The 18,765-nt window shown below is 57.3% G+C and carries 18 protein-coding genes; 10 read left to right on the top strand and 8 right to left on the bottom strand.

All coding sequences use genetic code 11. The features are described 5' to 3' along the window. Window positions 1-14: 14 nt before the first annotated feature. Window positions 15-893 (bottom strand): DUF6159 family protein, encoded by an 879-nt coding sequence (locus tag MCP_RS12365; protein ID WP_012901189.1) that lies wholly within the window; start codon window positions 891-893, stop codon window positions 15-17. A 148-nt stretch (window positions 894-1,041) separates the two neighbouring features. Between MCP_RS12365 and MCP_RS12370 the strand changes: the two genes are divergently transcribed. Then, window positions 1,042-1,677 carry an RNA 2'-phosphotransferase gene (locus tag MCP_RS12370; protein ID WP_012901190.1) on the top strand — a complete coding sequence of 212 codons (636 nt, stop codon included), beginning with the start codon at window positions 1,042-1,044 and terminating at the stop codon, window positions 1,675-1,677. Here MCP_RS12370 and rtcA read toward each other — a convergent pair. From rtcA to MCP_RS12385, 3 genes are all read right to left on the bottom strand, one after another. Then, on the bottom strand, window positions 1,646-2,668 hold the full coding sequence (rtcA, locus tag MCP_RS12375; RefSeq protein ID WP_012901191.1) for an RNA 3'-terminal phosphate cyclase: 1,023 nt from the start codon (window positions 2,666-2,668) through the stop codon (window positions 1,646-1,648). The two genes, MCP_RS12370 and rtcA, sit on opposite strands and share 32 nt — an antisense overlap. A 38-nt stretch (window positions 2,669-2,706) precedes the next feature. Then, window positions 2,707-4,134 carry a carboxypeptidase regulatory-like domain-containing protein gene (locus tag MCP_RS12380; RefSeq protein ID WP_231845081.1) on the bottom strand — a complete coding sequence of 476 codons (1,428 nt, stop codon included), beginning with the start codon at window positions 4,132-4,134 and terminating at the stop codon, window positions 2,707-2,709. Window positions 4,135-4,261: 127 nt separating this feature from the next. After that, window positions 4,262-6,274, bottom strand: a complete 2,013-nt coding sequence (locus MCP_RS12385) for a PGF-CTERM sorting domain-containing protein (protein WP_012901193.1) — start codon at window positions 6,272-6,274, stop codon at window positions 4,262-4,264. Between the two features lie 408 nt (window positions 6,275-6,682). On the opposite strand from MCP_RS12385, the gene MCP_RS12390 reads away from it, so the two are divergent. The 7 genes from MCP_RS12390 to MCP_RS12420 all read left to right on the top strand — a co-directional run bounded on the left by MCP_RS12390 (window position 6,683) and on the right by MCP_RS12420 (window position 12,937). Further along, the gene (locus MCP_RS12390; RefSeq protein ID WP_012901194.1) at window positions 6,683-7,873 is read left to right on the top strand and encodes a cofactor-independent phosphoglycerate mutase; all 1,191 of its coding nucleotides are present in this window, start codon (window positions 6,683-6,685) and stop codon (window positions 7,871-7,873) included. A 7-nt stretch (window positions 7,874-7,880) separates the two neighbouring features. Then, a complete protein-coding gene (locus MCP_RS12395) occupies window positions 7,881-8,765 on the top strand; it encodes a homoserine kinase (protein ID WP_012901195.1) in 885 nt (294 codons plus the stop codon). Window positions 8,766-8,794: 29 nt separating this feature from the next. After that, a complete protein-coding gene (locus tag MCP_RS12400; RefSeq protein ID WP_012901196.1) occupies window positions 8,795-9,403 on the top strand; it encodes a hypothetical protein in 609 nt (202 codons plus the stop codon). 148 nt (window positions 9,404-9,551) lie between these two features. Further along, window positions 9,552-10,076, top strand: coding sequence for a hypothetical protein (locus tag MCP_RS12405; protein ID WP_128567208.1), 525 nt, complete (start codon window positions 9,552-9,554; stop codon window positions 10,074-10,076). 53 nt (window positions 10,077-10,129) lie between these two features. Next, window positions 10,130-11,374: a coenzyme F420 hydrogenase subunit alpha gene (gene frhA / locus MCP_RS12410; protein ID WP_231845082.1), complete on the top strand. Its 1,245-nt coding sequence runs from the start codon at window positions 10,130-10,132 to the stop codon at window positions 11,372-11,374. Then, the gene (gene frhG / locus MCP_RS12415; protein ID WP_012901199.1) at window positions 11,371-12,078 is read left to right on the top strand and encodes a coenzyme F420 hydrogenase subunit gamma; all 708 of its coding nucleotides are present in this window, start codon (window positions 11,371-11,373) and stop codon (window positions 12,076-12,078) included. The genes frhA and frhG overlap by 4 nt, the downstream gene beginning before the upstream one ends. Window position 12,079: 1 nt before the next feature. Continuing rightward, window positions 12,080-12,937, top strand: coding sequence for a Coenzyme F420 hydrogenase/dehydrogenase, beta subunit C-terminal domain (locus MCP_RS12420; protein WP_012901200.1), 858 nt, complete (start codon window positions 12,080-12,082; stop codon window positions 12,935-12,937). Here the strand turns inward: MCP_RS12420 and MCP_RS12425 are convergent. The 4 genes from MCP_RS12425 to cofG all read right to left on the bottom strand — a co-directional run bounded on the left by MCP_RS12425 (window position 12,931) and on the right by cofG (window position 16,906). Beyond that, on the bottom strand, window positions 12,931-13,572 hold the full coding sequence (locus MCP_RS12425; RefSeq protein ID WP_012901201.1) for a class I SAM-dependent methyltransferase: 642 nt from the start codon (window positions 13,570-13,572) through the stop codon (window positions 12,931-12,933). The genes MCP_RS12420 and MCP_RS12425 overlap by 7 nt on opposite strands. A 200-nt stretch (window positions 13,573-13,772) precedes the next feature. Further along, a complete protein-coding gene (gene cofH, locus MCP_RS12430; RefSeq protein ID WP_012901202.1) occupies window positions 13,773-14,819 on the bottom strand; it encodes a 5-amino-6-(D-ribitylamino)uracil--L-tyrosine 4-hydroxyphenyl transferase CofH in 1,047 nt (348 codons plus the stop codon). A 46-nt stretch (window positions 14,820-14,865) separates the two neighbouring features. After that, window positions 14,866-15,933: a 5-amino-6-(D-ribitylamino)uracil--L-tyrosine 4-hydroxyphenyl transferase CofH gene (gene cofH / locus MCP_RS12435; protein ID WP_012901203.1), complete on the bottom strand. Its 1,068-nt coding sequence runs from the start codon at window positions 15,931-15,933 to the stop codon at window positions 14,866-14,868. Further along, entirely contained in the window at window positions 15,926-16,906 is a 981-nt protein-coding gene (cofG, locus tag MCP_RS12440; protein ID WP_012901204.1) for a 7,8-didemethyl-8-hydroxy-5-deazariboflavin synthase subunit CofG, read from the bottom strand. Before cofG ends, cofH (MCP_RS12435) begins: the two co-directional genes overlap by 8 nt. A 211-nt stretch (window positions 16,907-17,117) precedes the next feature. Here cofG and MCP_RS12445 point away from each other — a divergent pair, with 211 nt between their 5' ends. Continuing rightward, window positions 17,118-17,984 (top strand): hypothetical protein, encoded by an 867-nt coding sequence (locus MCP_RS12445; protein WP_128567209.1) that lies wholly within the window; start codon window positions 17,118-17,120, stop codon window positions 17,982-17,984. Between the two features lie 71 nt (window positions 17,985-18,055). Next, window positions 18,056-18,718: a 2-phospho-L-lactate guanylyltransferase gene (cofC, locus tag MCP_RS12450; RefSeq protein WP_012901206.1), complete on the top strand. Its 663-nt coding sequence runs from the start codon at window positions 18,056-18,058 to the stop codon at window positions 18,716-18,718. The last annotated feature ends 47 nt before the right edge of the window (window positions 18,719-18,765 follow it).

The following is an 18,765-nucleotide window of genomic DNA, read 5'->3' on the forward strand; positions in this document are numbered from 1 at the left end:
TTTTTTTTAAATGTTTATACGCCGAAGGCGTTCTTGAGCGGTGTCGGTGCTGCGATAGTAGCCGACCCGTGCTCCAGGCGCTCCTCGGCCCACGCGTAAGCCAGCGTGTAGAACGACGTGCGCACGAACATGTTCAGCGTGTTCACGAAGGAGATGGCCATGAAGGCGAACACGACTGCGACTGCGACGCCGAGCATCCAGCTCAGCCCGCCGAGCAGCGCATAGAGGCCGATGGCGATGAGTATGGAGAATACGACCCCGAAGAAGCCGAACAGGCCTGTCAGGATGCGGATGCCCGCCTCGCCCGCGCCTATGAGCACCAGGTTGTTCCTGGCGATGTCGAACGCCTTCTTGAACGTGTCCACGAAGCCCAGGCTGCCGATGACCGCCACGGGTATGAGGAGCGCGCTGGCGATCTTCCAGCCCTCCTCAAGGGCGACCGTTAAAATTGGCGCGAGGAGCCCGTATATGGCGCCGCGCCTCTGCCTCCGGGAGTTCTTCATCGAGCCGACCAGCATCGAGACGACGACGGCGACGACCGCCAGGCCCAGGATGACGTGCCACCGGGACAGCGCCCTGCCGAAGGCCTTACGCAGCGAAGAGCGGCCGAACTTCACGTGCTCGTATATGGCGAACGATGACACGGCCATGAAGAGATAGTTCACCATGAAGCTGAGCAGCAGCGCCCCGAATAGGACGACGATGAATAACGGCCCCAGGCCGCTATTCGTGAAGACGTTAGAGAGCACTGCCGCGATAAAGACCGCTATACCGATGAAGGCTCCAAGCACTACGGAACAGAACGAGGGGAGCAGAAGCCCCGGCTCCTCCGTCACCATCCGAAAACACTCGACGATGTACTTGAAAGCCTGTTCGATCGATTCGAAGACCATTTAAACCTCTCCTTTAATAATCGGTTTTCCATCATAGATACGCCACGCATATATAAAACTATGCGAGCGGCGCCGAAGGCAAAGTTTATTTCTCAATAGGGCAATTGAGTATTCACAGAGGCATCAGGGCTCGTTGAAGGTCGAAAATATGCAGGCCAGGGAACAGATCTCGGAGATCAGGCAGTGCCCAAGGCACGGTTATTTCCGCGGCAGCCAGTGTAATTGCGGCAGCCCGGGCAGGTTCATTTTATCCGGCTTTAAGGCAGAAAAGCTTGGCAGGATCATATCCGGCGCATTGAGGCATTTCCCGGCGGAGCTCGGGCTAAAGCTCGATGAGCACGGATGGGCGAACATTGACGACCTGGAGAGGGCGATCGCCGCTAAATACTCGTGGGCAAGGCGGGAGCACATCGAGGCCATGCTCGATACGGACGAGAAAGGCCGGTATGAGCATGACGGCGAAAGGGTCCGGGCCAGATACGGCCACTCCATTAAAGTGGACCTCGACTACCCGGAGGCGGACTATGACCTGCTCTATTACGGCACGAGCGAGGAAGAGGCCGACCGCATACTGGAGATCGGGCTGAAGCCGGTGAACCAGCACCACGTACACCTGAGCAAATCCATCGAGGAGGCAGTTAAGGTCGCCTGCATACGGACCGAGAATCCGGTCATAATATCGATTGATGCTCGAAAGGCAAAAGAGAACGGCATCAGGATCTTAGACGCGGGGCCTGTGTGCCTGTCAGGGCCTATTCCGCCCGAGTACCTGAAGATCGAATGAGCGTCTTCTCGTCTATCCTTTTTATCTCGAATTTTCTGCCGGTCATCTGCTCTACCACTCGTATGCCAGCAGCGGTATGGTCTGTAAGCCGGCTGGCCGATATGCTGGACTCGCCTTCCGACAGCGCCATATAAATAATAAGCTGGTCCGCCAGGTGGGCGTCCACTGCCGCTCCCGACTTCAGCGCGCCGGCCAGCTGCGATGCCGCCTCGCGCCCGACTTTTTCAGCGGGCTTTCCTCGTTCGCCCAGGGCGATTCCCCCTGCCAGCCCTTTATAAAGCGTGATGCTGGAGCCCAGAGAGGTATCGTTCCGTATATCGAGCTGTATATCGCCGACATCATATCCCTGGGACCGAAGGTATTCGACAGCAGCTTTTGCCTGCCGCTCGCAGACGTGGGACGGCAGGTGGGATGAGGCGGATACGCCCTCCACCGCTATCCCGCAGGGCTCCGTCAGGTCGATGCCCTGTAACGCCGAAGGCGATGTACGCACGATGACATGGCCGTTACCGGCGGGGAAAAAGCCCCTGGCAAGGAGCGAAGACTCAATATGAAAGCCGAAACGGGCAAGGGCGGGCATGGTGACGCTATGGAAATAATCGTATGGAGGGGCCCATTTTACGTCCGTCCCGCCAGTCATATCAAGCGTGACGGGCCCGGGCGCATACGCGGCGATGGGCAGGATGCTTTGCAATGCGAGAGTAATGCTTCCTGCAGTCCCCATGTTAATGGTATAATTTCCCGGCTTGATGGGGCCGGGGTGGAAAGTAACCTCGGTAGAACCGTGTCTCAGGCCTTCCACGGAGGCGTCCGTCATATCGCGGGCGATCTCGATAGATTTTACGTGCTGTATGCCCAGCCCTGGCCTGGGGCGGCTTTTGCGTATGTTGACGATGCGGACGGCCTTCTGCATGATGGCGGAAAGGGCGATGGCGGTGCGCAATATCTGGCCTCCCCCTTCGCCTACCGAGCCGTCTACAGTCAAGAGCATAAAAAAGAATGGGGCGCTTTAATAATAATTGTTAGCCTCTACCCGAATATGTTAGCGATATACGTGAGCATGCTGTTTATCAGGTAACCGATGTACGTCAGGCTGAGCCCGGGAATTGCGACTAGCTCTACCGGGACTTCCAGGTGGCCGCCCGGGATGACCTCTATGCTGGCCGTGACGTTCCTATAGCCGTCCCTTGAGACCGTATATGAGTAAACGCCATACTGGATCCTGGTCAGATTCGTCGAGCCCGTCCCTACCAGCTCGCCGTTCAGGTATATGGAAGCGTCGGAGGGGTTGACCTTAAAATAAACATCTCCTGTACTCGGCTTCAGTATCTTAGTGATCCGGGAAGTGCCATCCGAGTGCACGGTGACCGTAACATTCTCGGGAAGGTATCCGTCCATCTGCAGGCTGCACGAATGCTCGCCGGCCCTTACGCCGGTGATGTTGAAGGGCGTCGTGCGGCCAGTGTACGCGCCGTCGAGCCATATGTTGGCACCCGCCGGGTCTGAAATGACTTCGATAGAGCCCGAGTCGATGAAGTCGACGGTGACGGGAACGCTATAGTCGTGCGATACATTCATCATGTTATGATAGTAGACCGAGAATGCGTTGGATACCGTGGTCGTATCGTTACCCATGAAATTATAGGTGACCCTGACCGCGAAGTTTTCCATCGGGGAGCTTATGGTAACGCGCTTGAACTCGTAGTTGCCCTCGGCGTTCGTCGTCGTGGACATGACCGGGCAGAAGGCGATGCCGTCGACCCTGCAAAGCTCGACGACCGCCCCGTAGAGAGGCACGCCATTCTTCTGCTTCACATAGCCATGCACGATATTAACGCCTTCGGCAGGCGCTGCGTGATAAGTACTGCCGTTACCGGCCAGCGATATGGATAGTACGGCAGTGAACGTGTCGTCGCTCCTGACATGAACGCTGGTCTTGCCGGTGGAATATGTCCTGCCGTTCTCGTTGTGCTCGGCCCAGACCTGGTAATCTCCGGCGGGCAGGTAGAACTGCCAGTTATCTCCAGGCTCGGATGAGACAAAGTCGTACATACCGTTACTCAGGTAAACGGTGGACGATACATACTCTTTATAATCATTTACGTTGACCACCTTGCCGGTGAGCCAGCCATAGTTGGACGGCGGATAATAATAGATCTGCACGTCGTGAGTTATGATCTGGTTCTTGTAGATCCAGAAGAACTCTGTCTTATCTTTATAAGATTTACCGCTACTGTTGTAGGTGGCGACAAGGCGGAAATTGTTCCGGCCATCGAAGCCATATATGGGGATCTTATCAATGGTGAAACTGCCATCGGCTGCAGAGACCGTAGAGCTGAAAACTTCGCTCAGGTTGTTCTGTATCTCAACAATGGCATTAGCGATCGGCACGTTGTCTCTTCCGATCACTTTACCGGTTACCACGCCACATCCATCGTCGGCATGAGAGACCGGCATTATAGCAATAAATAACGGTATGATAAGTAATAATACGAATAAACGAAAGTCCATTTTTAACATTTTTACCACGAGAACAAATAAAAAGAGATTAAGGGGAAATTAATCCCCTTAGTCTACTAGATCCTTAGTTCTCTTTCCTCGCGACGAGGTAGGCTACACCGAGTAATCCGGCCAGCGCGAACAGGGTCTCAAAGCCCGGGGTCGGGACTGGGGTCGGAGTCGGGGTGGGGGTTGCCGGAGCAACCGTTGCCGTAGCGCTCGCGCTCGGGGTCGGCGTTATGCTGACCGGGGCGATGTACGAGTAGTCGGGTATAGCGATGTTGTGGGTCGCAGTACCATACTCAGAGCCGGGGACGTAGGTCGCGTTCTGGTAGTCCTTGAGGTCGCTCGGGAAGGGACCCATAACGAACACTGCATACCAAATGTGGCCTTCCTTCTCACCCGTTACGTTGTAAACGTTCCAGGGTACTCTGTAGTAGGTGTACATACCGACTGCTGCGGTCCTGCCGTCGTTCGAGAGCTGCGGGTTCTCGGGGATGTCCACTATGCCAGTGTTCTCCCATCTGCCGAGGGTCTCGTTCCACTTGACATTCCACAGGGTCACGTTAGCGTTCGGGATACCGACCTTGTTCATGTCGGTGACGATGCCCGACACAGTGCCCCAGCCGACTACGCGGACCGTGGTCGTGTCGCTCAGGTTGTGGCCGTACATGATGGCTGCCGTACCGGTGATGTTGACCTTACCGACAGTGTTGTTGGAGGTCAGCAGGATCCAGGCCTGGCCGTTGAGGTCGGTGATGTTGGTCTTGACCTTCGGCAGGGTGGCGACCGTGTCGTTGTCAGATTCGAACGTCACGGGGATGTTGGCCCTCTTGTACTTCTGGCCGTTGTAGTAGAGCTGTGCGATGATCCAGTCAGACTGGCCGCCAACGAGTATGGTGTCCTTCTCGGCGGTGACCTTGATCGCATCCGGCGGCGGGATCCTTAAGACGATCGAGCCGATGGAGGTCCTTGACCTGTTGATCGAGTAGTTGTTGCTCGCGCCGTAGATGGTCAGGTTGTCAGTCAGCTGAGCGCTGGCGTCAACGTAGCCGTGGATAGCGCCCTGGAGAACGATGTAGTCAAAGACGAACAGGCCGACGAACGGCTGGCTGCTGCTGGTCGTCCTCGTCATGTTGTAGATCTCGTAGTAGGTGCCGTTGCCGAACTGGCCCATGACGTGTAATGTGACGGGGATGCCACCGTAGCCGGTGCCATACGAGTCAACTACGTATCCGGTCCAGGATCCGGTCGGAGCCTCGAAGTAGATCTTGAGGTTGGCGAAGATGCTCGAGTCCTCTGCGTAGTAAGCCCAGATGGTGGAGTTGTTGCCGCCATAGAGTTCATCTACCCAGCCGAACTGTACGCAAGCCTTGCCCAGGTTGTCCTTGGTGGGCTGGTCGATTGCGGTGCCCTGGCCAGGTGCCACGAGGCTACCATTCGCAGCGCTCCAAGTCCACGGGAATCCACTCGTGAAGGTGTTGTTGGTTGCGTTACCGACGGTGAAGTTGATGTTGTAGCCGTCAGCGACCGGGTTGCCCAGTGCGTCGTACATGTAGGCGCAGATCTGTATGTTGTCCATGCCATCAGCTACGACGTGGCCTCTCTCGGCCTTCAGCTCGATCCTTGCGGGCTTGGTAAAGATAACGACCGACGTGGTCGAAGCGGACTGCTGGTCCCTGTCAATACCGAAAGCTGCAGAGTAACCTTCTCCGTACGGCTCCTTGTACGCATACATCTTGTATGCAGCCATACCGGCGGCTAGAGTTGGAAATGCCGGAGATGGAGTCTGCGTATTAGAGCTGTAGGTAGCGTTGATACCAGTGATCTGGTAGTTACCGTACGCATCAGAGGTAGTGTTGAAGTATTCCTGTGATACATTGGATGCATTCACAATTGCAATATAAGCATTGCCGATGCCCACAGTACCGTTTACCGACGTAGTGACTCTGCCGGTCACTGAGCCCTTCTTCCCATCGTATGCGGCCGGGTACTTTAGGCCGAACTCAGTGGGATAGATGGCAGAAGCCGGCACCATTGCGCCGATAAAGCAGAGTATTACGAGTACTGCTAATGCTGCCTTAGTAATATTTTTCATTAATTCAACCTCCCATGGTTGTGTTTATTGTGCAAGCGGATATCATGGCCCGGATAAAACGGTCTTGTTTTATCGCCCCATATGCCGCATCTTCGACATATGCCGAACTAGACATCGCCAGATATAAATCCATATCCTATGGATTATTGGAGTAACATTAGGTCTTTCCCTAATAAATCTTTTTTGGTCTTTCCCCTATATAAAATGGGCTTCCGCAGGGACCAAAAGCACAGATAATATCACATTACACCGCTATATTTTTTGCCATGGGCTCGCCCGGCATCCCGATGCGCCGCCCCCAAATGCCTGCACCATACTAATAGCGAATATACGACAATTGACTAACATCCTCTACGGTCCACCATTAAATATATCAATATAGTACTATACTCTGAACTGTCGATCCGAATGAAGTACGCAGTCATCCTCGGCGACGGGATGTCCGATTACCCCGTCGAAGAACTGGATAATAATACTCCTTTGATGAGCGCCAGGAAGCCCCATATGGATTTCATGGCTATGAACGCCCGGCACTACGGCCTGTGCCAGACAACCGTCGAGAGCCTGCCGGCCGGCAGCGACGTGGCGAACCTGGCCGTCCTGGGGTACGACCCGGCCAGATACTATAACGGCCGGGGCCCGCTGGAGGCCATGAGCATGGGCATAAAGCTGAGGCCGGACGACGTCGCCTTCCGCTGTAACCTGATCACGGTCCGGGACGGCCTGATCGCCGACTATAGCGCGGGCCACGTCACGTCCGGGGAAGCCTCGGAGCTGATCAGGTACGTCGACCGGGAAATGGGAAGCAACGGCACCAGGTTCTATCCTGGTATAAGCTATCGCCATCTGATGGTGCTGGACGGTAAGGGCGCCGGCGCTGTCTGTGACGCCCCACACGATTTTACCGGCGAGCCTGTGGAAAGCCACCTTCCGAGGGGCGCGGAACATGAGCGGCTTATAGAGATGATCAAAAGGTCCTGGGAGCTTCTCGGCGAACATCCCATTAACAAGAAACGTGTTCGGGAAGGCAAAAACCCGGCCAACTCCATCTGGCCGTGGGGCCAGGGGAGGGCCCCCGCCATGCCCAAATTCATGGAAAAGTATGGCCTGAAGGGCTCCGTGATATCGGCGGTCGACCTCATCAAGGGCCTCGGCGTCTCGGCGGGTCTCGAGGTCATCGAGGTGCCCGGAGCGACGGGATATTTCGATACCGATTATCGTGCAAAGGCACGCTATGCGCTGGAGTCCCTCGAGAAGAACGACTTCGTCTTCATCCACGTCGAGGCGCCTGACGAGGCGGGGCACGAGGGAATGGTCAGGGAGAAGGTAAAGGCCATCGAGGACCTGGACAGTAAGGTCGTGGGCCCGATGCTTGAGGGCATGCGTAAGTTCGGCGATTTCCGCCTCATGGTGTGCCCTGACCACCCGACCCCCCTTTCTATCAAGACTCATGCCCGGGACCCCGTCCCATACATAATATATGACTCCGGGAGGACGGGTAAGCCTGCTGAAGCCTATGACGAAAAAACAATGAAGGACGGACTCTTTATAAAAGATGGCTACCGGCTGATGGACCTATTCATCAATGACAGGCTATAGTGGTACTATGGAACGCGTGCGTGTCAGGGCATCGGCGACTTCGGCCAACCTCGGGGCGGGGTTCGACGTGCTCGGCCTGGCGCTGGACGAGCCTTATGACGTCATCGAGGTGGAGCCGGCGGAGCGCCTGGAGATACGAATAGTGGGCAAGGGCGCGGGGTCCATACCCCTCGACCCGGAAAAGAACACTGCCGGCCTCGTGGCGAAGGCCATGGGAAGGGACGTGCTGATCACCATCCACAGCAACATCCGGCCTTCGGGGGGGCTGGGGAGCAGCGCTGCTCCGGCGGCCGGTACTGCTTTTGCCATTAACGAGCTTTTTTCGCTGGGCTATACCAGGGAGGGGCTGGTCCCCATCGCGGCGAAGGGCGAAGTGGCGGCCGCGGGCGTGGCGCACGCGGACAACGTGGGCCCGTGTATCATGGGCGGCCTGACTATCGTGTGCGGCGACCACGCGAAGAGCGTGGCCATGCCGGACGTAAGCGTGGTCGCGATACTGCCCGACATAGAGGTGAGCACGAAGGCGGCCCGGGAGCTGCTTCCGGCCTGCGTGCCCCTGAGGGAGATGGTGCTGAACGTGGGCAAGGCCTGCATGCTGGTGGCGGGTGCCTCCTCTAAAGACCCCGCGATGATCGGCCGCTCGCTGATGGGCTCATTCAACGAAAAATACCGGTCTCCGCTCATAAAAGGCTATGAGGATGTCAGGGCCGGGGCGCTAAGCCAGGGCGCATACGGGGTCGCCATCAGCGGCTCGGGGCCCACGATGATCGCCCTCTGCCCCGGGGAACGATCGAAACATGTCGAAAAGGCCATGATCGGGCAATTCGGCAAGCACGGCATTTCCTGCGAGTCCTTCATTACGAGGGTGGGCCAGGGAGTGCAAATTATTTAAGCGAAGAATATCTAGAAGGATAGAATATCATGGCGGAGGACAGGAACTACTTAACCGTGGCTGCCCTGGTTGTCGTAGGGCTGGTCGTGCTCATCGCGGTCGCGGGAGCGGCCTATTTATTGTTCACGTCCCTCGTCGGCGTGCCCACGCCGACCCCGACCCCGACGCCGGAGCCCGTGATGACTCCCACGCCCTATGCGATCATACCCTCTGGGCCTGTTACGGTAACGGCAACACCATCGGGCGCTACGCCCCTGCCGACGGCCGTCCAGCCAGTCGTAAAGTCTTCCAGCCTTGTGGGCTACGGCACCGATAAGGACGTGTACAAGCGAGGTGACACGGCCATCGCCTACATGGTCATCAAGAACACGGGAACAGTACCTATCGATGAGGCCACGCTGAACATCAAGGTAGAAAGGTATGTCTCCATCGTGGGTTACGTGAACGTGCAGAGCCCGACCACGACGCTGACCGGCCTTAACATCAAGCCCGGTGAGACGAAGAGGGCGGAATATCTCATCACCATACCCGGCGACTACGAGGGCGTATCCACGGCCGGCAAGTACCGGTTCACCATAGAGGTCATCGTCTGGGGCAACAATATCGGCAGCTTCCAGAAAGAGGTTACCGTACAGTAAGCTCTTCCATATTATTCTTTTGGCGTGCGACCGGCATATAATATATTAGTATGTCCCTGCGATAAGAGCCCGGTAAATGGTGTTTAAACGGCATTATTTTTCGGGTATAAATAATAGGCCGCGGCCATATACTGGCATGGGGTGTATAATGGTGAGAAGCGTTTTTAAGCTGATGCTGGCGTTCGGGCTTATCGCGGCCGGCGCCATGATGATCGTGTCGGGCGTGCAGGGAGCATCCGGCGCCGCCCCGGTAAATGTGTCGCAGACGGGCCCGGTCGCCGTCAGTGCCACGACGACCGCATTGCCTCCGGGAGCGGCCGGCTCTGAGGTCGTAGGTTATGGCACAGACAAGGATACCTATAACCGGGGAGACACGGCGAAAGGATATATCGAGCTAAAGAACACGGGCAACTCCGTCATAAACGACGCCACGATCCGGGTCACGGCGTCGAGGAACGTGCCGGCGCTGGGCACTGTGTCGCTGGGAACGAAGGACTTCAAGCTCACGGGATTGGGCATTAAGCCAGGAGAGATGAAGAAGGCCCAGTTCTCGGTCGATATTCCAAAAGAGTATAGTGGGTTCTCCACCGCGGGCGATTATACGATCAGCGGCAAGGTGCTGGTGAACGGTAAGGAGGTAGGCGCCTTCAGTAAGAAGGTCAAAGTCGTATAACATCTTTTCAATTTTTTGTACCGGCCTTTTATCGTCAGGTCATTATTATAAACATGCCTGTGGTCCATTTCATGGTGATCTTTTTGGGGGAGACTGTCGTCATCGCGCCCACGACCCGTAATGAGGGGCATGGCAAGTTCGTGCTGGACGTCGACGAGGAAGGGATCGTGAAGAAGGGGAACTTTTTAAGCATGGTCACGGTGAGAGGCTTCGAGAAATTTCTTGTCGGCAGGGGAATGGAGTTCGCGCCCGTGGCCACGAGCCGTTTTTGCGGCCTGTGCCCTCCGACGCATGCGACGGCGTCCTCCGAGGCGGTAGAGCGCTCCATCGGCCTGAGCCCTCCGCGTCACGGGCTGCTGCTGAGAGAGCTCTGTAACATCGGCAACCATCTTCACGATCACCCGCTTCAGCAGGTGCTCATACTCCCGGATTTTGTCAAGGACCCCGAAAAATATAGGGAAGCGCTGGCCCGCATCCAGAAGATGCGCCGCATAGGCCAGTACATCTGTAATGTCGTGGGCGGCGAGGCCATTCACTCGCCGTACATCCGGGTGGGCGGCATGTACACGAACATCAGCGAGGCGGCCAGGCATAAGCTCACGGCGATGCTGGAGGAGTTTACGCAGTATCACGAGGCACAGAGCCGCTTCATGGAGGAGGCGTTCAGCGCCGCCGGCGTTCCCCCGGGACTGGGCGTGAACGACGTGGACATGATGGCCACGGACCTCATCTATGGCCGGTCAGATGTGTTCGAGGAGAAATATTTCCCCTATTATTCTGAGCTATTGCCTGCCAACTATTACGGGAAGGAGATCGGCGTGGAGGCCTGCACCCGTATCCCCCTGCTCCGTGGCAAGATCGTGGAAGTAGGCCCTGTAGCCCGTTTATGGAAGTATAAGGGCTGGAGAGAGAAGGGGACGATGGCCCTGAACCGGGCGAGGCTGACGGAGATCTCGCTCAGGATAGAGCGAGGGCTGGAGATCCTTCGGGAGCTGAATACGCGGGCGCATACTCTGAACAGGCCTGTTTCTTATGGCATTGGGCGTCTGGGGATAGGTGTTAACGAGGCGCCCAGGGGCACGAATGTCCATATTACTCGTGTCGAGGACGGCCGGATCACCTATTATAAGGCCATGCCGGCGACCATGTGGAACATATCGACCATCGGGAAGTCCACGGAGGGATTCCACTATAAGTGGGCACAGTGGGTCATGCGGTCGTACGACCCCTGCATTTCCTGCGCCACCCACATGATCGTCATGCACGAGGGCCGGGTCGTGGAGGAGAGGTTCATATGAGCAAGCCGAAGTTCGCCTACGTCCACCTGGCCGCCTGTTCCGGCTGCGAGATATCGTTCCTGGACAACTTCGAGCGGCTGCTGGACATGATGGACATGGTCGATATCGAGTACATGACGCTTATCAAGGACGCCACCGATATACCTAAGGTCGATATCGTCTTCGTGGACGGGGCCGCCTGCCTGCAATCGGAGGATGCTGTGGAGACGCTGAAAAAGGCGCGCGAGAACGCCACTTATCTGGTGGCCTGGGGCGGGTGCTCGTCGACAGCGACTATCAATAATTTTTCTAGAGGAGGCCAGCTCCCCCAGCCCCAGCACGAGTCCTTTCCGCCGATAAAGCGCCTGGTCAAGGTGGACGCCTCCGTGCCGGGCTCTCCTCCCGGGCCAGGCATGGCGTATAACGTGATAAGGGCGTTCGTGGAGGGGGACCTGGACTACTTGAAGTACCTTTCGTCATACAGCCTGGGCGGCTTCGCCTGCGGCTGCGACCTGTGGAAGGACATTGTCGATAACGGCCTGTGCATCGGGTGCGGTGCCTGCGCGATGGCCTGCCCGACCCGGGCCATCACCATGGTCGAAGGCCGGCCTAATAACGTGTTCGAGCGGTGCGTGAAGTGTGGCGCCTGCTATGCGCAGTGCCCCCGTAGCTTCCTGCCTACGGCGGCCATCGAGAAGCTGATGGACAGGCTGATGGAGGATTGACATGGCATACCAGGGTTTCGGGAAATATAAGGAAGTCTTGAGCGCCCGGTCTGCGGACGAGGAGATCCGTAACATCGCCCAGGACGGGGGGACCACGACGGCACTGTTGTGTTTTGCCCTCGAGACCGGCTTCATCGACGGGGCGGTGCTGACGAAAAAATCGAGCAGGGAGTGGGTGCCCGCCCAGTACGTGGCGACGACCCGGGACGAGATCCTCCAGTCGGCGAAGAGCGTCTACGCGCTGTCCCCCAGCCTGTACCGGCTGAAGGAGGCGACGAGGGAAAGGGCCCTGAGTAAGGTGGGCTATGTGGGGCTGCCCTGCCAGATCGAGGCGGTCCGCAAGATGCAGCTGTACCCGTTCGGGGCACGGGATATCGTGGAGAGCCTGGCCCTCGTCATCGGCATCTTTTGTTTCGAGAACTTTTATCCCGAGAGCCTGAAAGCCATTGTAGAAGGCCTGGGCGAGGAGCCCCTGGAGGATGTGGTGCGCATGCGGTGTGCCTCCGGGAAGTTCAGGACGGAGGGGGAGAAGGGCATTATCGTGCCGCTAAAGCAGGCGTCCCGGTACATTCAGGACGGCGACCGCATCTGCCCGGACCTCGTGTCGGAGTGGGCGGATATCTCGGCGGGCTCCGTGGGCTCGGACCCCGGATGGAATACTGTCTTCCTCAGGACGAAGAAGGGCCACGACTTTTTCCAGCAGGCCACCGGGGCTGGCGCCATAGAGACGAAGGAGATCAGCGAGGAAGGGCTTAAGGCACTCGAAAAGCTGGCCGTAGCGAAGAAGGACCGGGCGAAAAAACATATCGCAAAGCGCGAGGAGCTCGGGCTTTACGTGACCCGGGACATCTACTATTGAGGCTTCCGCGCCCGGACATAATAAGCGTTGAGCCGGCTCCTAACCAGGTCCATCCGCTCGATCCGGAACCGGGCCTGCCCCAGGAATGACTGTAATTTTTCCGAGGTCAATGGCCAGCTTTTTTTAGGCGCAAAGCCGAACCTCAGGTGGAACTGGAAGGAGAGGAGCGTACGCTGGACGCGGCCCATGCCGTCTTCCGTATAGTTGATGATGAGCAGCATGCCGCCGGGCTTCAGCACCCGAAAGCACTCTTTTAGCGCTCTGGCGGGGTCGTCGAGCGTATGTAGCATGTTCGCCATCAGGGCTGTGTCGAAAGTGCTCGAGGGCAGCCCAGGCGATTCGCTATCCTGCACCTGAAAAGAGACGTTGTGAAGGTCACGCAGGTTCGATCGGGCGGCGTCCACCATCCCTGGGGACATATCGGTTGCGAGGACATGCTTTGCATTCCCCGCGATAACCCTGGTGAAATATCCTGTCCCGCAGCCGAACTCGACGGCATTGCCCGGATCATGCTCGCTTGCGAGAATGGCGGCCAGGTTCCTGCGGACATCCCTGCCGATCATGCCCTCGAGCGTATCGTCATACGTGTCCGCGAACCTGCCCCAGTAATCGTCTTTGTCCCGGTGCTCCAGCATAAGGGTAAATTATTAATTTTTTATTATATTAATAATCTTACCAGTTTAATGCATTAAAATGAGCGAACAGTAGTTCCATATTTGCTCTTTTTATGTTTTTTCTTCGATGCGACGCACGTACAGCCCTCCGGTTGGTAACACGAAACCACGAATTCTATTATATCCCACGTAAGGGCACGAAATGCACAAAGGTAAAAAGTTCAGATATGCTCGTAAAGCGTATTCCTCTCCACGGGCACCCGGTCGATGGCCCGAATAAGCTGGATGAACTCTTCCTTTGAGAGGTACTCGCCGTGCTCGGAGCCGCCGGCTATGGAGATCTTGTCCTCGATCATGGTGCCGCCGAAGTCGTTGGCCCCGGCGCAGAGGGCGGCCTGCGATAGTTTGACGCCCATCTTGATCCAGGAGACCTGGATGTTGGGGATGTCCTGTCCGAAGATGACCCGGGCCAGCGCGTGCAGGCGCAGGTCGTCCATGCCGCTCACGCCTTTAGACTGGCCGCTGAGCCGGTTGTTCTCGTGCATGAAGGTGAGAGGTATGAACTCGGTGAAGCCGTGAGTCTCGCGCTGGATGTCCCTTAGAAGGAACATGTGGTCGATGCGGTCCTCCCAGGTCTCCAGGGTGCCATACATGATGGTGGACGTGGTCCTTATGCCCAGACGGTGGGCGTCCTTGATGATGTCGACCCACTCTCGCGTTGACACCTTTCTGGGACAGATCTTTTCCCGGACCGAGTCGACCAGGATCTCGGCCGAGGCCCCGGTGATCGTGTTCAGCCCCGCCTTCTTGAAGGCGGCCATGGCCTCTGCCGGAGTGACGCCCGACACTTTCGCCGCATAGTGGACCTCCATCGGGGACAGGGCGTGGATCATGATATCGTACTTCGACTTGATGGCTTCGAAGAGGTCGCAGTAGTACTCCACGGTCATGTAGGGCATGACACCTGAGATGAGGCACAGCTCGGTGGCGCCGATATCCTTTGCCTCGCCGACCCTCTGCAGGACATCATCGGTGCTGAGCTTAAAGCCGATGTTGTTCCTGAAGGAGCAGAAGTCGCACCCGATCATGCACCGGTCGGTGATCTCGACGAGCCGGTTCACGACGTAGGTGATCTCATCGCCGGCGATCGTCTTTCGCAGCTCGTTCGCCGTGTCGAAGAGCTCGAATGGGTTGGCTTTCACGAGCTCAAGCGCGTCCTTCTTCGTGATATCCCCTGCGAGCGAGCGCTCATAGATGTCCTTTAGCATGATCCACCTATTTTGTGGCTATAAAAAGAAGCTCATCGGTAATAAATCATCCGATATACTTGTAGAGGGTAGTGCGCTGCCTCGGCGTACGCCCGGCATCCCGGATGATGGCCCGCAGTTCCTCGGGCGACATGCACTCTCCCGAAGTCGCGCCCGCCGTCTTCGATATACGCTCCTCCATGAGCGTGCCGCCCAGGTCGTTGGCGCCGCAGTGGAGCGCGACCTGCGCCAGCTTGGGGCCGAGCTTGACCCACGACGCCTGCACGTTCACCAGGTCCCTCCCGAAGATCAGCCGGGCGAGGGCGTACATCCGCAGGTCATCCAGGCCGCTGGCGCCCATGGAGCCCTTTTCTTTCAGGACGACGCTGCCCAGCGGGCTGTTCTTGCTCATGAACGACAGGGGAACGAACTCGGTGAAACCATGTGTCTTACGCTGGATGCCTCTCTGGATAAAGAGGTGGTCGAGCCGGTCCTTCCATGTCTCGATGTGGCCGTACATGATGGTGGCCGTGGTGGGTATGCCGGTCTCGTGTGCCTTTGTGACCACGTCGACCCATTGTTCAGTGTTAAGCTTGTCCGGACAGATCTTCTCCCGGACCGAGTCGACGAGGATCTCTGCGGCCGTGCCGGGCATGGAGCCGAGCCCGGCATTCTTTAGCTCTTTTAATGAGTGGGAAACACTTACTCCTGAGATCCGGCTCATGTGGAAGACTTCCATGGGCGAAAAGGCGTGGATGTCGATATCATATTTGCCTTTAATGGATTTGAGCATGGCGACGTAGTCCTTAAGGTACATATCCGAGAGCAGGCCCCCCTGGATACAGACCTCGGTCGCGCCGTAGGCCTTCGCCTCGCCCACCTTTTTCAATAGCTGCTCGTCGGTGAGCCGGTAGTTCTCACGATTGCGGAAGGCGCAAAAGCGGCAGGTGCCTATGCAGATATCCGTAAAGTTCATGTTCCTGTTGACCACGTAGGAGACGGTATCGCCCACGAGCTCCCTGCGTACGGCGTCGGCCGTCTGGAACAGCTCGAATGGGTCCGCCTTCAGTAACGCCATTGCGTCCCTTTTGGTGATCTTTCCTGCAAGCGATCGCTCGTAAATGTCCTTAAACACAATACCCCTCTCCGTCAGCGTGTTTCCTGATGATGGGCTCCAGCCTTTCCGGGTACCAGCCCATTATCACGTACTTCGGGTACAGCGGGAGCCGCTCCCGCAGCTTCAGGCCCATGGCTTCGAGCTCGTCCAGCGTGGGCCACCTGCACTCCGGGTTGATGTAGTCCTCGGTGACCGGCGAGATGCCGCCGATGTCGCCCGCGCCAGCCTCCAGGAATTCGAGCAGGTGAGACGTCAGGTTAGGCGGCGCCTGGAGCTCGATATCGCCCGGTAGTATCTCGCGGGCCATCCTTAAAACACTTATCATGTCATCAACGGTGGGCGGTTCCACGCTGCCCATCCGCGTCTCGGGCTTGGGCACGAAGTTCTGGACGATGACCTCCTGGATATGGCCGTACTTTTTATGTATATCCCGGATGGCCTCAAGGGACTGGCGGCGGTCGTCCCAGGTCTCCCCTATGCCGACCAGGATGCCGGTAGTGAACGGTATGCGGAGCTTCCCCGCGCTCTCGATGAACCCGAGGCGGAGCGAGGGCTTTTTCATGGGGCTCAGCCTGTGGGCAGGCAGGTCCGCCGTCGTCTCCAGCATGAGGCCCATGCTGGCATTGACGTCCTTTAGTCGTTCCAGCTCCCCGTATGGCAGCACGCCGCCGTTCGTGTGGGGTAGTATGCCAAGCTCGATGGCGTCGAGGCAGAGGTCGTAGACATAATCGGTGAGCGTCTCATACCCGTACCTGTTCAGCTCCTTAAAGAAAAGGGGATCCGACGGCGAGTCCCCGTATGTGAAAAGCGCCTCCAGGCAGCCCAGGCCTGCGGCCTTCTTGAGCATGGCGTGGGCGATCTCGGGCCGGATGACGAAGGCCTCACGCGATCCGACGTCCCGCCGGAACCCGCAGTAGCCGCAGTTGTTCCTGCACATGTTCGTGACCGGGACGAACACGTTCCGTGAATAGGTGATGAATTCTTTAGACATGTGAAACGCCCGTCTAAGTAACCAACGTTGACCACATAATAAATATATACTTTACTACGTCGCGGGCGGCCAAAGCCCGGCATTTACACGATGAACGTTTAAAACCTCTGGGATGATAGTTGAATGTAAGGGTGTTTAAGAGGTGAATACCGGGGTCAATATTAGGGCTAGCTTTGCCTTTGTTTTAGCTTGCATTGTCATGGCGGCCAGTGTGCCATCCCCGGCGCTGGGCGCGGCGGCCGAGGCAAGATACGAGGTCGTCGCGGACGGCGTGACATACGGGAACGACCTGACCATCACCGGGCTCAACCAGAGCGTGTTCCATCAGCAGACGCTGGCGGCCGCCGACAGGGAGACGGCCGAATTGTCCTTCCCGTCCGACCTGAAGTTCAGTCCCTCTCAGGGCGTAGACCTGGCGCTCCCATCGATATCGCAAACCAGAGAACAGACGGTGAGCTCGTCCAGCACAGGCTTTTTCGAGGCGAACATTCCTTTTTACCCGTGCTGTAACTACGGCGCCGCTCCCGTAGGCTTCGGCCAGTTCCGTAAGCCCAGCCCCGTCACGGCGGCCCGGTTCAGGGGCAGCGCCCTGATGTACCCGGAGATGGTCGTCCGTGGTATCCTCGTCCCTGACCTGGCATACGAGAATAAGAACGTCAACAACTCGATGGTCACCCTTCCGCCGGCCATGGCAGCCGGGGCCTACGGGGAAGTAGCGACCGTCGCCAATTCCACCCGGGGAGAGACGGCAATTAACAATTCGACGTTCGGGAACCTCACCCCGCCCTTGATCTTATCCACCCATCGATTCAACTTCGACTCGAACGCGTCGCAAATAAATAATTACAGCATAATGGAGCGAATGTGGCGCAACTCCCACCTGGCCCACCTCATGGACGTCGCATACGAGGGGGATGCTTCCCTGCCATTCTGGATGGAGCCTTTAAAGCCCACCGAGGCGCTCCAGAGGACGAATCACTCCCGGGTGATCAGCTATTCCCTGAATATGACGCAGCCCGGGAAATACCTGACCAGGGCAGGCTGGGACCTCGTGCCGCTGACGCCCGGCGAACTATAAAGAGGGGCGGCCTACAAAGCGGCTCCGGATGCCCAAAGTATATAACATTACAATGCTTTTCATAGAATACGATGAAGGCAGTCGTACCCTTTAAGACGGTAAACGCCAAGTCCCGGCTGTCCGCAGTCCTTACGGCCGACGAGCGGACGAAGCTGGCCCGCCTGATGCTCGACGACATCACGGGCGTGCTCCGCGAGGCAGGGCTAAAGGTGGTCCTTCTTACGACGGCGCCGTTCAAGTATGACGCAGAGATCGTCGTCAGCGAAAAGGACCTGAATTCCGCGTTGAACGACTTTTTAAGCTCCGCGTCGGAGCCCGTCATGATCATCATGGCCGACATACCGCTTATCACGGTCAAAAATGTCAGGGACATGCTCGCAAGCCCCGCGGATGTGGTCATATCGCCGGGAAGGGGCGGCGGCACGAACGTACAATTCATTAAGGAACCGCAGAAGTACCACGTGGACTATTATGGCGCAAGCTTTTTGGATCACATGCGCATCGCCGGGGACAGCGGCCTGACGGCAGAGGTCTTCGACTCGTTCAACGCCTCCAGCGACATCGACGAGGCGCAGGATCTGGTCGAGCTGCATATCCACGGCAAAGGCAGGGCCGCCGAGTATTTGCGCACATTCATGGCGCTGGACGTGAGCAAGGGCCGCGTTAAAGTTATGAGAGACGTGCAAAAGGTCCCCGAGGGCAGGCACCCCGGAAGGTCCGTGGCGACCCAGTAACGCTTAAAAGTTATAAACGCCAAATTTTTCGATATTTTGGCTTTTTA

Origin of the sequence: Methanocella paludicola SANAE (genome assembly GCF_000011005.1) — an archaeon.
Taxonomy (GTDB): domain Archaea; phylum Halobacteriota; class Methanocellia; order Methanocellales; family Methanocellaceae; genus Methanocella; species Methanocella paludicola.

Excerpts from the sequence above, each read along its gene's own strand:
- MCP_RS12365 (WP_012901189.1), bottom strand. The coding sequence starts at position 893 with ATGGTCTTCGAATCGATCGAACAGGCTTTCAAGTACATCGTCGAGTGT.
- MCP_RS12370 (WP_012901190.1), top strand. The coding sequence starts at position 1,042 with ATGCAGGCCAGGGAACAGATCTCGGAGATCAGGCAGTGCCCAAGGCAC.
- rtcA (WP_012901191.1), bottom strand. The coding sequence starts at position 2,668 with ATGCTCTTGACTGTAGACGGCTCGGTAGGCGAAGGGGGAGGCCAGATA.
- MCP_RS12380 (WP_231845081.1), bottom strand. The coding sequence starts at position 4,134 with ATGCCGGTCTCTCATGCCGACGATGGATGTGGCGTGGTAACCGGTAAA.
- MCP_RS12385 (WP_012901193.1), bottom strand. The coding sequence starts at position 6,274 with ATGAAAAATATTACTAAGGCAGCATTAGCAGTACTCGTAATACTCTGC.
- MCP_RS12390 (WP_012901194.1), top strand. The coding sequence starts at position 6,683 with ATGAAGTACGCAGTCATCCTCGGCGACGGGATGTCCGATTACCCCGTC.
- MCP_RS12395 (WP_012901195.1), top strand. The coding sequence starts at position 7,881 with ATGGAACGCGTGCGTGTCAGGGCATCGGCGACTTCGGCCAACCTCGGG.
- MCP_RS12400 (WP_012901196.1), top strand. The coding sequence starts at position 8,795 with ATGGCGGAGGACAGGAACTACTTAACCGTGGCTGCCCTGGTTGTCGTA.
- MCP_RS12405 (WP_128567208.1), top strand. The coding sequence starts at position 9,552 with ATGGTGAGAAGCGTTTTTAAGCTGATGCTGGCGTTCGGGCTTATCGCG.
- frhA (WP_231845082.1), top strand. The coding sequence starts at position 10,130 with ATGCCTGTGGTCCATTTCATGGTGATCTTTTTGGGGGAGACTGTCGTC.
- frhG (WP_012901199.1), top strand. The coding sequence starts at position 11,371 with ATGAGCAAGCCGAAGTTCGCCTACGTCCACCTGGCCGCCTGTTCCGGC.
- MCP_RS12420 (WP_012901200.1), top strand. The coding sequence starts at position 12,080 with ATGGCATACCAGGGTTTCGGGAAATATAAGGAAGTCTTGAGCGCCCGG.
- MCP_RS12425 (WP_012901201.1), bottom strand. The coding sequence starts at position 13,572 with ATGCTGGAGCACCGGGACAAAGACGATTACTGGGGCAGGTTCGCGGAC.
- cofH (WP_012901202.1), bottom strand. The coding sequence starts at position 14,819 with ATGCTAAAGGACATCTATGAGCGCTCGCTCGCAGGGGATATCACGAAG.
- cofG (WP_012901204.1), bottom strand. The coding sequence starts at position 16,906 with ATGTCTAAAGAATTCATCACCTATTCACGGAACGTGTTCGTCCCGGTC.
- cofC (WP_012901206.1), top strand. The coding sequence starts at position 18,056 with ATGAAGGCAGTCGTACCCTTTAAGACGGTAAACGCCAAGTCCCGGCTG.